12 protein-coding genes and 1 pseudogene are annotated in these 13,134 nt (G+C 72.1%); 12 read left to right on the top strand and 1 reads right to left on the bottom strand.

The features are described from left to right. Positions 1–13: 13 nt before the first annotated feature. From G3I77_RS02560 to G3I77_RS02545, 4 genes are read left to right on the top strand one after another with little or no spacing between them, the layout of a single operon-like run. Positions 14–919 carry a hypothetical protein gene (locus tag G3I77_RS02560; RefSeq protein WP_248501444.1) on the top strand — a complete coding sequence of 302 codons (906 nt, stop codon included), beginning with the start codon at positions 14–16 and terminating at the stop codon, positions 917–919. Continuing rightward, the gene (locus G3I77_RS02555) at positions 916–1,137 is read left to right on the top strand and encodes a Trm112 family protein (RefSeq protein ID WP_248500773.1); all 222 of its coding nucleotides are present in this window, start codon (positions 916–918) and stop codon (positions 1,135–1,137) included. Before G3I77_RS02560 ends, G3I77_RS02555 begins: the two co-directional genes overlap by 4 nt. Next, positions 1,134–1,961, top strand: a complete 828-nt coding sequence (locus G3I77_RS02550; RefSeq protein WP_248500772.1) for an FkbM family methyltransferase — start codon at positions 1,134–1,136, stop codon at positions 1,959–1,961. The genes G3I77_RS02555 and G3I77_RS02550 overlap by 4 nt, the downstream gene beginning before the upstream one ends. Continuing rightward, complete coding sequence (locus G3I77_RS02545) at positions 1,927–2,535, top strand: hypothetical protein (RefSeq protein ID WP_248500770.1); 609 nt, start codon at positions 1,927–1,929, stop codon at positions 2,533–2,535. Before G3I77_RS02550 ends, G3I77_RS02545 begins: the two co-directional genes overlap by 35 nt. A gap of 141 nt (positions 2,536–2,676) precedes the next feature. Here G3I77_RS02545 and G3I77_RS02540 read toward each other — a convergent pair whose 3' ends face one another. After that, complete coding sequence (locus tag G3I77_RS02540) at positions 2,677–3,555, bottom strand: hypothetical protein (protein WP_248500769.1); 879 nt, start codon at positions 3,553–3,555, stop codon at positions 2,677–2,679. A 158-nt stretch (positions 3,556–3,713) separates the two neighbouring features. On the opposite strand from G3I77_RS02540, the gene G3I77_RS02535 reads away from it, so the two are divergent. The 8 genes and pseudogenes from G3I77_RS02535 (at position 3,714) to G3I77_RS02500 (ending at position 13,120) form a co-directional block, all read left to right on the top strand. Further along, entirely contained in the window at positions 3,714–3,857 is a 144-nt protein-coding gene (locus tag G3I77_RS02535; RefSeq protein ID WP_248500768.1) for a hypothetical protein, read from the top strand. A gap of 185 nt (positions 3,858–4,042) precedes the next feature. Then, positions 4,043–7,120, top strand: coding sequence for a DNRLRE domain-containing protein (locus G3I77_RS02530; protein ID WP_248500767.1), 3,078 nt, complete (start codon positions 4,043–4,045; stop codon positions 7,118–7,120). Further along, the gene (locus tag G3I77_RS02525; protein ID WP_248500766.1) at positions 7,117–7,563 is read left to right on the top strand and encodes a hypothetical protein; all 447 of its coding nucleotides are present in this window, start codon (positions 7,117–7,119) and stop codon (positions 7,561–7,563) included. The genes G3I77_RS02530 and G3I77_RS02525 overlap by 4 nt, the downstream gene beginning before the upstream one ends. Positions 7,564–7,797: 234 nt before the next feature. Next, positions 7,798–8,129: pseudogene (locus G3I77_RS02520) on the top strand (hypothetical protein); the annotation flags it as partial. Between the two features lie 55 nt (positions 8,130–8,184). After that, positions 8,185–9,630 carry an acyl-CoA synthetase gene (locus tag G3I77_RS02515; protein ID WP_248500765.1) on the top strand — a complete coding sequence of 482 codons (1,446 nt, stop codon included), beginning with the start codon at positions 8,185–8,187 and terminating at the stop codon, positions 9,628–9,630. Further along, positions 9,623–10,963, top strand: a complete 1,341-nt coding sequence (locus G3I77_RS02510; RefSeq protein ID WP_248500764.1) for a carboxyl transferase domain-containing protein — start codon at positions 9,623–9,625, stop codon at positions 10,961–10,963. The genes G3I77_RS02515 and G3I77_RS02510 overlap by 8 nt, the downstream gene beginning before the upstream one ends. A gap of 79 nt (positions 10,964–11,042) precedes the next feature. Continuing rightward, positions 11,043–11,399, top strand: a complete 357-nt coding sequence (locus G3I77_RS02505) for a CU044_2847 family protein (protein ID WP_248501443.1) — start codon at positions 11,043–11,045, stop codon at positions 11,397–11,399. A gap of 8 nt (positions 11,400–11,407) precedes the next feature. After that, positions 11,408–13,120 (top strand): trypsin-like peptidase domain-containing protein, encoded by a 1,713-nt coding sequence (locus G3I77_RS02500; protein ID WP_248500762.1) that lies wholly within the window; start codon positions 11,408–11,410, stop codon positions 13,118–13,120. The last annotated feature ends 14 nt before the right edge of the window (positions 13,121–13,134 follow it).

Genomic DNA, 13,134 nt, shown 5'->3' with positions numbered 1-13,134 from the left:
CATGTGGTGGGGAGTGGCCGCCGCCCTGCTGGCGAACACCCTGTACAGCCTGGGCTTCGTGCTGGAGAAACGGGCGCTCACCTCCCTGCCCGAGGTGACGATCCGGCAGCCGGCCCGGCTGCTGCGCCTCGTCCTCGGCAGCCCCCTGTGGATCGGCGGTTCGCTCTCCCTGGCCGCCGGGTTCGCCGCGCAGCTCGTCGTCTACCGCACCCTGCCGATCGCCGCCGCCCAGGGCATCTTCGTCTCCGGCCTGGTGCTGCTCGTGCTGTTGTCGGCGCGGCTGCTCGGGGAGGAGACGTCCGGCCGGGAACGGTACGCGCTGGGCGCGATCCTGCTGGCGCTGCTGATGGTGGTGCTGTCGCTGCGGGAGGGTTCGGACACCGTCAGCCAGGACGCGCCCTACCAGCTGATCCTGCTGGTGTGCGTGCCGTCGCTGGCCGCCGGGGTGTGGCTGTACGGCTCCGCCGAGCGGCGCACCCGCAACCGGCACCGGCGTCCCACGACCGGAGTCGAGTACGGCGTGGCCGTGGGCCTGCTGTACGGCGTCAGCTCGCTGGCCATCAAGGGCGTCTCCAGCCATCTGACGACCCACGGGATCGGCGGCGCCGTGCTGGACCTGCTGAGCTCGCCCTATCCGTATCTGCTGCTGTTCACCGGTGTGTTCGGCCTGGTGATGTCGCAGGCGGCGCTCCAGCGCTGCCGGGCCTCGCTGATCGTGCCGGTGTGCACGACCGTGACGAGCCTGTTCACGGCGGTGCTCGGCACGCTGTCGTTCGGCGAGGCCCTGCCGGACGAGCCGCTGCGGCTCGCGCTGCGGGTGGCGGGCACGGCCCTGGCGGTGGCCGTGCTGCTGACCATGCCGAAGCACGACACCACTCCCCAACCCTCCCCACCCGCCAAGGAGCTGGCATCCCCATGAAGCCCGACGACCCGCTGCTGAAGATCCTGGCCTGCCCGCTCGACAAGGGCCCGCTGCATCTGCTGGCCGAGGAGGCCGGGCGGGAGGAGGCGCTGTACAACCCGCGCCTGCACCGCCGTTACCCGATCACCGACGGCATTCCGCAGCTGCTGCCGTCCTCGGGCGAGCAGGTGCCGGACGCCGAGCACGAGGAACTCCTCAAGAGGATGGCACCGTGACCAGCCTGGCAGCCCGCGTCGCCCCCCTTCTGCCCACCCGCCTGGTGGCCGCGACGGCCCGGGCCCTCTACCCCCGGTTCGAACCGGAGCTGGCCCGGCTCGCCGAGCTGTGCCCGCCGGGCTGCGGTACGGCGGTGGACGTCGGCGGCTGGTACGGGCCCTGGACGCACCGCCTGTCCGGCCTGGCCGAGCAGGTCGTGACGGTCGAGCCGGTGCCCCATCTGGCCCGGCTGCTGGTCGCCGCGGCCCCGCCGAACGTCCGCGTGATCCGCGCCGCGGCCTCGGACCGGCCGGGCATCGCCCGCCTGTGGCTGCCGCCGGACGACTCGGGCGACCGGGGCGTGTCCTCCCTGGTGCGGCGCGACATCCACGGCCGCGCGCTGGACGTCCCCTGCGTCACGCTGGACGAGCTGGGCCTGCGCGACGTCGGCTTCATCAAGATCGACGTGGACGGCAACGAGCTCGCGGTGCTGCGCGGCGCGACGGGCCTGCTGGCCCGCGACCGGCCGGCCCTGTTCGTGGAACTGGAGTCCCGCATCCAGCCGATCGCGCCGGTGGTGACCTACCTGTCCCTGCTCGGTTACGACGGCTGGGTCCTGCCCGGCGACACCTGGGTGCCGCTGGCCAGGTTCCCGCTGGAGAACCACCAGGCGGACGCCTCGTACGTCGTCTCCCACGGCCTGCTCCGCCGGGTCCTGCCCTCCCCGCTCCTCAGGGGCCCGCGCTACGTCAACTCCGTCCTGTTCCTGCCCGACGGCCGCCGCCCCGGCAGGACCCCGGTGGGCGACGATGGGTCCCATGCCCTCCGGAAAGCACCCCGCTAGCCCCTTCACCCCGCTCGACTTCCAGCTGGTGCTGCTGCGTCGCATGGCCGACCACAACCCCCGGCTGGTGGAGGGCGCCCGCCATGAGCTGGGGGTGTCGATCGCGGACATGCGCGAGGCCAACCGGCGGTGGCAGGCGATGGTCCGCTCCCCGCGTTCGCGCGCTCCCCTGTCCCGCTACCGTCAGGTGCTGGGCGAGCCGGAGTCCCGCACGCCGCGCCGGATCGGCGATCTGGACTGCGAGGCCTGGCTGTGGCCGGTCCCGCTCTGGCCGTCCTTGCGCTTCGAAGTGCTGACCGCCGCGAACCGCGCGGTGTGGAACGAGTGGCTGGTCCGCGCCCCGGGCGCGAACGGCCCCGCCCTGCGCACGCTGGACGACCTCACCCCCTGGTCCTGCACCGTCGACGAGGCGGCCCGTGCCTTCGCCCCGGCGCGTCCCCTGGAGGGCACGGCCCCGACCCGGTGGGGTCTGGCGTTCACCGCGCCCGACGCGCAGGGGGTGCGGCGGGAGGCCGTCGCGGAGTTCACCTGGGGGCTGGTGCAGCGGGTGTCCGTCACCGGCCGTCAGGACTGAGGGGCACCGACCCGGTCCGGGGCCGGCCGGAACCGGTCGTAGAAGGCGGCCCTGAGGGGCGGGGCCCGCCCGCTCCTCGGTCTCCGGCGCGGGGCCCGCCCGCCCTGCGTTCTCCGGAAGGCGCCGGCGGAGCCCTGTCGATCAGCCGGCGGCGGCCAGCACCGCCCGCACGACGTGCCGCACGGAGTCCGGGTGCAGATCGAGGAACAGGTTCGGCTCGATCAGCTCCAGCTCCATCACACACGGCTTCCCGTCCGGTCCGGTGACGAGGTCCACGCGCGCGTACAGCGGCTCCGCGTCCCCGGGCACGGCGGCCAGGGCCCGCTCGGCGACGTCCAGTTCGGCGCCGGTCGGCTCCCAGGGGCGCAGGTCGGGATGGGCGACCTTGTCGGCGTCGTAGGGCATGCCGGGCGCGAGGACGGCGCCCTTGACGCTCGCGTGCAGCAGGCGTCCGCCGAAGAACTGCAGGGCCCGCTCGCCGTGTGTGTCGATGCCGGCCAGATAGGGCTGCACCATCACGGTGAACCCTTCGGCGTGCATCCGCTCGACCTGGCGTGCGGCGGCGTCCCGTTCCCCGGCCGGGTAACGGGCGGCGTACCGGGCACCGGCCCCGGAGGCGGGCTTGACGACGTACTCGCGGTCGGCGGACAGGTCCACAGGGTCGCCGGGCGCGAAGTACCGGGTGGGCACGGCAGGCACTCCGGCCTCGGCGAGCTGCCCGAGGTAGCGCTTGTCGGCGTTCCACCGCACGACGTCGGCCGGATTGGCGAGCCGCGTCGCCTTCCCGCACCGCTCGGCCCACGCCGTGAACTCCCCGGCACGCCAACTGTAGTCCCAGGTGGACCGGATGAGGACGAGATCGAACCCGGCCCAGTCCACCGCGGGGTCGTCCCAGTACACGGCGACGGCCCCGGCCCCCGCCTCCCGCAGCGCCTCCACCAGCACCGGGAGATCCCGGTCCTTGCTCTCGGCGCCACCGGGGTCGTAAGTGACGAGCGCGATACGCGGACTGCCGGCCACGGCGACTCCATCCTCGGGCAGCAGATCGAACGATGTCCGCCGCAGGCTAACAATCCCCTCCGGAACCACGACACCCGATTTGACCTTCACCTTCTGTGAAGCCACGGCATCGGTGGCGGAACGGACGAGCCCGGGGGACCGCGGGAGGACGCATGGCCATGCCCGAAACCGTTCGGGCGCCGGCCGCGGCGGCCGGCGAGGTGGGCGGCCCGGGCGACGTCAGCTGGCGGACGTGGTGGAGCCCTGACCCGGACGGCCCAGGGCCGCGGGCCTCGGACAACGTGGACCCGCACAGCGACTGAGCCAGTGATGAACTCCACAAGGAGTCCATGCCTATTGCTCCGATTTGCACAGCTTCCATCGTGATCATTCGATCCGATCTTCTCCCTATAGTTACCTGGCCATCACCAAGGGGTGGGGCATGTGCACATAAAGGGGGGGAGTGAAGAAGCGTCTTGTAGCGACGACCGCGTCGCTGGCACTTTGCTTGTCACTCACCGTTCAGTCGGCCGAAGCGGCCCTGGACGACGGCAGAGCCGACGGGCTACAGCAGCTCGCTTCGGACCAGGGGGGCGCGGGCGATCGCGCGCAGAGCACCAAAGCGCCCGACGAGACGGCGGCCAGACTGGCCGCCGTCCTCCAGGGCAACCGCGTCGAGGTGCTGTCAGCACGGACTGAAGACTCGACGAGCTGGGCCAATCCCGACGGCACGATGACCACCGACGTTGCTTCGGGAACCATCCGGGTCAAGGAGAACGGCCGGTGGCGTCCCATCGACACCGAGCTGGTCGATGCGGGAAGCCGACTGGAGCCCAAGACCGCAGCCGCCGACGTCGAGTTGTCTGACGGCGGCAGCGAGGACTTCGCACAGGTCAGTAGCGGCGACCGCACGTTCGGACTGCACTGGGGCAGCTCACTGCCTGCTCCCCGGATCGACGGTGACACCGCCGTCTACTCCTCCGTGGTGCCGAACGGGGACCTCCACGTCACCGCGCTGCCGCACGGTTTCACCGAGTCGCTGATTCTCAACAAGCGGCCGACTGGTCCTGTGGAGCTCCGCCTCCCTGTGACTCTCAAGGGGGTGAGGCTGGAGAAGACCGCTGAGCGGCACCTTCGGCTTGAGGACGCCCGTGGCTCGCTTGTGGCGAGTGCGCCTGCCCCCCGGATGTGGGGTACGGGCCTCGACCCCCGCTCGGGCGACCCGGCCAAAGCCGCGGAGATCGCCACGACGGTCGAAGAGACGCCCGAGGGAACCGTGCTCGTGCTGAAGCCGAGCAATGATTTCCTCAGCGATCCGGAGGTGACCTACCCGGTCACCATAGATCCGACGACCACTCTCGCCGCCTCGACCGACACCTGGGTCGCCACGAACTACCCCGACTCCCAGCGTGGTTCTACGGAGCTGAAAGCGGGGACGTACGACGGAGGCACCACGAAGGCCCGGTCGTACGTCAAGTTCGACGTCGCGAAGTACGCGGGCAAGCACATCCTGAACGCAAGCCTCCGGCTGCATTCGTACTGGGCGTCCACCTGCGCCACGGACGGCTCTGGGGTCGAGGTCCGGCGGATCACGGGGAGCTGGGACCCCAGCAAGGTCGCATGGGGCGGTCAGCCTGCCACCACGACCGCCGGCGGCGCGGTGTCCAAAGCCGCCTACGGCCACAGCTCGGGCTGCCCTGCCAACTTCATGCGCTGGAACGTCACAGACATCGCACAGGCCTGGGCGGACGGTACTCCCAACCACGGCCTGCAAATCAAGGCGGTGGACGAACTGGACTCCAAGAGCTGGCGCCGCTTCCGCTCCGCCAACTACGTCGACGGATCCCAGGGCCCCACCGAGCCCGCCCTGTCCGTCACGTACAACACCAAGCCCGGCGTCGCCTCACCGGTGAGCCCTGCCGCTGACGCGGCCACCGCCGACACCACGCCGACACTCCAGGCCAAGGCCACGGACGCCGACGGCAACCCGGTGCGCCTGACCTTCGAGGTATGGGACTCGACCGGCACCAGCAGGGTCGCCTCCGGCACGTCGGCGTACGTCGCATCCGGAACGCCGGGCAACTGGACCTCGCCCGCTCTGGCAGTCGGTACCTACAAGTGGCGGGTCGCCACTTACGACGGGACCGACTGGAACGGCAACTGGTCGGCCTGGCGCACCCTGAGCGTGGACCCGTCCGTCCCCGCCGCTCCCACCGTATCCTCGTCGACCTACCCGGCTGATGGACTCTGGCACGGGGACGCGGGCACTGCAGGAACGTTCAATCTGGTGGATCCCGCCGGCAAGGCGGTCGTGGCGGAGTACGCCCTCGACGGCGGGGCGACGCAGACCGCCGTCCTCACCGGCGGCAAGACCACCGTCACCGTCAATCCCCCCACCCGCGGCACCCACACTCTGACAGCCCGGGTCAAGAGCGCCGCGGGTATCTGGTCCGACCGGGCCGAGTACACCTTCCGCGCGGGCGCCATCACCGGCGAACTCCCCACGACGTTCGTGAACGAGATCGCCGAGGCACACTTCGCGGACCTTCTCCACCCCCACGAAGGACTGGAGGAAACCGAGGAGCTGGAGGATGAGATCGCGGAGGAAGACGACACACCTCCCGGCTACGTCGAGGAGATCGACCCGGAGAAGCCGGAAACCGAAGACTCCGCAGCCCAGACGGCGACGACCCAGCTGCCCCTGTCCTCCGACGGCTCGCTGGCCGGCAACAGCGCAGACGGTGCGGGCCAGACTCTGATCAATCTCCCGGTTGCCTCCGCCACACCCGCACAACTGAGCGGCACCGGACTGGTGATATACCCGAACACCCAGCGTGACGCCGACACCATCGCCGTCCGCGACAGCGAGAATCGAGTGGAAGTCTTCCACCAGCTGCGCAGCAGCGCGGCACCGCAGACGTTCAGCTACCAGATCAACCTGCAAGCAGGGCAGGAGATCTCCGGCGTCTCCAACAACACGGTGATGATCGCGGACGGACAGAGCAATCTGGTCACCTTCCTCAGCGCCCCCGTGGCCGTCGACGCGAAGGGGACCGAAGTTCCGGTGACGATGAAGGCGGCCGGGGCGAGCATCGAGGTTTCCCTCGCCCCCGCCGCCGGGCAGACCCTCGCGTTCCCAGTGCTGCTCGATCCGAGCGGAGCAAGCTACGACGTGACTCCCTCCGAGCGCAGATACTGCATGTGGAACCCCTATGACTGTTCCAAGGCCCGAGACATGGCAGAGGTCGCGGTCAAGTACGCCAAGGACTACTACGCCGACAGCTCCCTCTGGCTGGGAAAGGGTGACGCTTTCCGGCACTGCTACTGGAACGCACTGATGGAGATCTACATCGACCACGAGACGGCCTACGAGGTAGCCACTCGGCACGAATCGCAGTCGAGAGGCAACGACAAGGAGATGGATCTCAGGAACAACAAAAAGGGACGCGCGATAGGCAGGTACTACAACGAGAGACACTCGAACGGAGAAGCCTCCAAGAAGGCCAGGGCCTCGTGCAAGAGCAACTTGTCCAGGGGCAACCTGTGGATCGTCAAGAGCGGCCGACTCGTCAGGAGCAACGCGTGAAGAAGGCACTGACCCATCGAGTAGCACCGATCCTCCTGCTGGTACAGGCCGCATACCTCGCCCTGCTCGAGTTCGCATTCGCTTTCCTGGCCCCGGAAACCGGGGAACTCGACCACACCGAGCCTGCTGGAAGCAGCGCCATCTTCTACGCCCTCGTGGTCGGCGCGGCGTTCCTGGGCCTGATCGGGGGAGCCGCGCTGCTGGGCTCGGCTCAGCTTCGGGCGAAGACGGCCGGCCACCCTCTGCGTGTCGTGTGGCTCGCGCTGCTCGGGCTCGGTGAGCTCGCTGTGGCCGCAATGTTCTTGAAGTCGATCGTCGCCGAATCGGTCGGCCCGGATACGGTGATCGGCATGCTGGCCATCGTCATCAGTTGCGGTGTAGGCCTCTGCTGCTTCGACGAATCCAGAAAGGCGATCCGCCGCACACCACGCGCCTCGGCCTGAATGCCGGCGGGCGGAGCCGGGAAAGCGATCCTCGGCTCCGCCCGCGGCGCGTATCACCGGTGCGAACGCCGCACCGGGCACCCGACATCCTCCGGGTCGTGGGAGCGGAAGCCCGCCGAGTCCCTCGGGGTCACCCCGCCGGCGAAGTCCGGGCCCGCGGCATCCATGTGGGCCCCCCAGACCCTGGTAGCCGGCATCGCCGAGAGTCTGCGCGGCCGGGCCGTGGACCAGGAACCCGTCCTCGCCGTCGTCCTGCTCTGCCAGATCGGCGCACCGGTCTCGGCGTTCGCCTCGTCCGCGGGCACCATGGGCGCCCTGCTCCCCCTGGCCGTCCCGTTCCCGGAACAAGGCGGGATCGGCGTGATCGGCATGGTCGCCGCGCTCACCGTGTCGGCGACCGTCGAGGACCTCAGCCCGTTCTCCACGAACGGCGCGCTCGTCCTGGTCTCCGTCCCCGACGTGGCCGCGAGCGTTTCTTCCGGCAGCCGATGGTGTACGGAGGGATCGTGGTGGCGGTCGTACCTGCGGCGGCCTGGCTGGTGATGGTCGTCCCCGGCTGGGGATAGCAGGCCGATGCCCCATGGAACAGACAGACAGGCAAACAGCTAAGGAGACGGACGCGTGACCCCTCTCTTCCCGGCCCTGACCGAAGCCCCGGCCGACCGCCCCGCCCTCCGGTTCGGCGAGCGCTCCCTGACCTACGCGCAGCTCGCCGCCGCGGCCGGAGCGCTGACGGGCCGCATCGGCGAGGCCACGCGGGTCGCCGTCTGGGCGACGCCCACGATGGAGACGGCCGTCGCGGTCGTCGCCGCGCTGCTGGCCGGAGTGCCCGCCGTACCGCTCAACCCCAAGTCCGGCGAGAAGGAGCTCGGTCACATCCTGTCCGACAGCGCCCCCGACCTGGTGCTCACGGCCCCGGGCGACCAACTCCCTTCGCCTGTACGAGACCTGCCCCGCCTCGACGTCGACGTCCACGGCACCGGCACCGCCCCCGAGGACCACGCCGACGACGAGGCCCCGGCCCTGATCGTCTACACCTCCGGCACCACCGGCCCGCCCAAGGGCGCCGTCATCCCGCGCCGGGCGATCGCCTCGACCCTGGACGCGCTGGCCGACGCCTGGCAGTGGACCGGCGACGACGTCCTCGTCCACGGACTGCCGCTGTTCCACGTGCACGGCCTGGTCCTGGGCACGCTCGGCCCGCTGCGGCGCGGCGCTTCGGTGCGGCACCTGGGCCGCTTCAGCACCCAGGGCGTGGCCCGCGAGCTGACCGGCGGCGCGACCATGCTGTTCGGCGTGCCGACGATGTACCACCGCATCGCGGAGGCGGTGACGAGCGACCCGGAACTGGTGAAGGCGCTGACCGGGGCGCGGCTGCTGGTCTCCGGTTCGGCCGCGCTGCCCGTGCACGACCACGGCCGGATCGCGACCGCGACCGGGCGGCGGGTGATCGAGCGGTACGGCATGACGGAGACGCTGATGAACACCAGCGTCCGTGCCGACGGCGAGGCCCGCCCGGGCACGGTCGGCGTGCCCCTGCCGGGCGTGGAACTGCGGCTGGTCGAGGAGGACGGCTCGGAGGTCACCGCGCACGACGGGGAGACGGTGGGCGAGATCCAGGTGCGCGGCCCGAACCTGTTCACCGAGTACCTCAACCGCCCCGACGCCACCGCCGCCGCCTTCACCGCCGACGGCTGGTTCCGCACCGGCGACATGGCGGTGCGCGACCCCGACGGCTACGTCCGGATCGTCGGCCGCAAGGCCACCGACCTGATCAAGAGCGGCGGATACAAGATCGGGGCCGGTGAGATCGAGAACGCGCTCCTCGAACACCCCGGGGTGCGGGAGGCGGCCGTCACCGGGGAGCCGGACCCCGATCTCGGTGAGCGGATCGTGGCGTGGATCGTGCCGGCGGATCCCCAGTCGCCGCCCGGGCTGGAGGAGTTGGCCGACCATGTGGCGCAGCGGCTCGCCCCGCACAAGCGGCCCCGGGTCCTCCACCACCTCGACGCACTGCCCCGCAACGACATGGGGAAGATCATGAAGCGGGCGCTGGCCCATGGCTGAGCGCCTCTCCGCCCGCGCGGTCGTCACCGCCCTCGCCGACGACGGCACCTTCGCCGAACTACCCGCCCCCACACGGCAGTCGCGGCCCGACGGCCCGCTCGCCTGGCCGGGCTACGACGCCTCCCGCGCCCGGGCCGCCGAACGCACCGGCGAGCAGGAGTCCGTGGTCTGCGGCACCGCCCGCGTCGGCGGCATCCGGGCCGTGCTGATCGCGTTCGAGTTCGGCTTCCTCGGCGGCTCCCTGGGCGAGCGCACCGGCGACCGGCTGGAGGCGGCGTACGCGTACGCCCGCGAACGCCGCTTCCCGGTCGTGCCGCTGGTGGCGACGGGCGGCAGCCGCATGCAGGAGGGCATGCTCGCGCTGACCCAACTCCAGCGGGTGGCACGTCAGTCGGCGCTCACCCGGGAGGCCGGTCTCGCGCAGGTCGCGGTCCTGCGCGACCCGACGACCGGGGGCGGCTGGGCCACTCTCGGCGCGGGCGCCGACGTGGTGCTCGCGCTGCCCGGCGCCCAGGTCGGCTTCGCAGGCTCCCGGGTGCGGCCGGCGGACGCGGACCCGGCGGCGTACACGGCGGAGGCGCAGGTCGCGTCGGGGGCGGCGGACGCGGTCGTTCGGCCGGAGGAGCTGCGCGAGACGCTCGGGCGGTGGCTGCGGTTGCTGACCCGCCCGTCCACCACGCCCGCCCCGCCGCCCGAACCGCTGGGCGGGTCCGCGGTCCTGCCCGCCACGGGCTGGGACGCCGTCCGCCGCGCCCGTTCCCCGCAACGACCGCGCGCGGCAGCCTACTTGGACGCCTACTTCACCGACCGGGCCGCGATCAGCGGGGACCGCTGCGGCGGCACGGACCCGGACGGCATGCTGTGCGGCTTCGGCACGCACGAGGGCCGTACGGTCGCGTACGCCGCGCAGACCGGGACCGCGACCCGCCCCGCCGGCTATCGCACCGCGGCCCGGCTGATCCGCCTCGCGGACCGGCTGGGCCTCCCGGTGCTGACCCTCGTGGACACCCCGGGCGCGGCCAACGACGCGGAGGCGGAGCGGCAGGGCGCGGGCGCGGCGATCGCCGACCTGTTCGGCGCGGTCGCAGGGGCCCGCACCCCGGTGACCACGCTGGTGATCGGCGAGGGCGGCTCCGGCGGCGCACTGGCCCTGGCCGCACCCGGCAACACCTGGGCCACCCCCGACAGCTACTTCTCCGTGATCACCCCCGAACTCGCGGCGGCCATCCTCAAACGGCCCCCACGCGAGGTGGAGGCGACGGCGGACCAGCTCCGCATCCGGCCCCAGGACCTGGTGGAGCTGGGGGTGATCCGGGGGACCGTCGGACCGTGACCCGGGTGAATGCCCGATGCGTCATCAAGTACCTTCCGTCACAATGGGAATGCCCAACGCAACGAACGACGGGGGTTCCGTGGACGGGTTGGTCGAGTTCAGAACCGGTGACGGTGCCGTGGTCGCGGTCGAGGCGGTGGAGGAGCGGTCCGGCTCCCGCCTGGTCGCCCGCGGCGACGGTACGGTCCAGGCGGCCCGCACCTTCGAGGGTGCCCTGGACGGCGTGCGGGCGGCGGCCGAGTCCGCGCTGCGCGTCTTCCGGGACGGCTCGCTGAGGCCCGACGGGGTGGAGATCGAGTTCGGGGTGAAACTGGCCGCCGAGACGGGCGCGTTCATCGCCAAGGGCACCGCCGAGGGCCATCTGGTGGTCAAACTGACCTGGTCCCCGTCCTCGCCGGAGGCCCCGTCCTCGCCGGAGGCCGGCGCCGCCTCATGAACAGCGCCGTGGACAGCACACCGGCGAGCGCTCCGCACAGCGCCGAGTGGCACGCCCGGATCGAGTTACGGGGCCGGGTGGCCGGAGCGGGTTTCCTTCTCACCCCGAGCACGGTGCTGACGTGCGCTCATGTCGTCGGCGACGGCGAGGACCTGGCCGTGACCTTCACGGAGCGGCCCGGCACCCCGGCCGTACCCGCCCGGGTCGTCGCGCACGGCGGCTGGAGCGGCGGCGTCACCGACCCCGGCGACCTGGCCGTGCTGGAGCTGGACCGGGAGATGCCGATCGCCCCGGCCGCGCTGGCCCCGGTCGACGCGGCGCACGGCCCGACGGCCCGCAAGCTCGTCGTCTACGGCTTCCCGGACGGCTTCGACGAGGGCACCCTCGCCGAATGCCGTGTCACCGCACCGCAGTTGATCAGACGGGAGTGGCTCCAGCTGGAGGCCTGGCACCAGGGCGGCCAGCCCCTGGCCCCCGGCTTCAGCGGGGCCGCCGTCACGTTGGCCGACACCGGCGAGGTCGTCGGCATGGTCACGGCGGACGCCGGCAGCGGGGAGGTCCGCACCGGCCGGATGATGCCCACCCAGGTCATGGCCCGCTACTGGCCGGACCTGCAGAGCCTGGTCCCCACCTCCGACCACACCACCGCCGACCGGGCCCGGCTACGCGCCCTGGTCGAGAAGGCGGCCCGCGCGGGCGTCGACTGCGACCCGGTGCGGCTGTACACGGCGGCGGCCGACCCGTTCGATCCCCCGCCGCCCGAGGAGGGGTTCGACTCGCTGTGGTCGGCGGCCCTGTTCGTGCTGTGCGAACTCGACGGCCCGGGCGCCGCGCGGACCGTCGCCCGGTTCGCCGACCGGATTCAGGACCTGCTGCACCCCCCGGCCGTGGAGCCGTCGGCGCCCGACTGGTCGCCGATCCTCGTCGAGCTCGGGCACAGCGGAGCGGGCGACGACCTGGTCCGCGTGGAGGTGTCCGCGTACAGCGAGGGGCGGCGGCACCCGGTCGACTCCGGCACGGTCGAGCAGCACCGGCTGCACGCGTACGTGCAGGAGGGGATCGAGGCGGCCTTCCGGTATCTGACGCCCGGCGCGGACGAGTTGGTCGCGTTCGCGCTGCCCCGTGACTGGCTGGACTGGCCGGTCGACCGCTGGGAGAGCGCCCCGGACGACGACACGCCGCTCGGCTGCGTCTACCCGCTGGTCGTCACCGACCACGCCCGCCGCAAGGCCAGCACCCGACACGTGCTGACCCGGGCGTGGAAGCGCCTCGACTCCTGGCCGGGCGCGCGGATGCACCGGGTGGAGTGCGGCGGGCCGGAGGAGCCCGGGCGGCTGCGGTTGCGGCTGCGGCAGCACGACGCCTGCCTCGCCGGGTTCGGCACCGCCCCGGCCACCGCCCGCACCCGGCGGCACTTCGACACCTCGCTCGCCGCGCCGGCCCCGCTGATCGTGTGGTCGCGGGGCGGCTGCGGCTCCGGGCAGGAGGAGTGCGCCGGAGCGGACGGCTGCACCGGAAAGGCGTTCCTCGACGCGCTCGACACCCACGTCATGGCCGTACCGCCCGCCGAACTCCCGCGCCACGTCCTCGCCCTGCGCGAGGAGGCGCTCGCGGAGGAGGACCACTGGGCCCGCGGCATCCAGCTGCTCTGGGACGACCCGCGGGTCTTCACCGACCCGCACGCCGTCGCCGCCGCGCACGCGAGGTCGCCGGTGGCCTGACCCACCCGCCCGCG

Origin of the sequence: Streptomyces sp. D2-8 (assembly GCF_023184515.1) — a bacterium.
Classification (GTDB): Bacteria; Actinomycetota; Actinomycetes; order Streptomycetales; family Streptomycetaceae; genus Streptomyces.
The sequence above is the reverse complement of the archived record's forward strand: the minus strand, read 5'-3'. Positions and strand labels throughout refer to the sequence as shown.

What these genes read in the sequence shown, in the direction of transcription:
- G3I77_RS02555 (WP_248500773.1), top strand. Translation starts at nt 916, where the DNA reads ATGAAGCCCGACGACCCGCTGCTGAAGATCCTGGCCTGCCCGCTCGAC.
- G3I77_RS02545 (WP_248500770.1), top strand. Translation starts at nt 1,927, where the DNA reads ATGGGTCCCATGCCCTCCGGAAAGCACCCCGCTAGCCCCTTCACCCCG.
- G3I77_RS02535 (WP_248500768.1), top strand. Translation starts at nt 3,714, where the DNA reads ATGCCCGAAACCGTTCGGGCGCCGGCCGCGGCGGCCGGCGAGGTGGGC.
- G3I77_RS02510 (WP_248500764.1), top strand. Translation starts at nt 9,623, where the DNA reads ATGGCTGAGCGCCTCTCCGCCCGCGCGGTCGTCACCGCCCTCGCCGAC.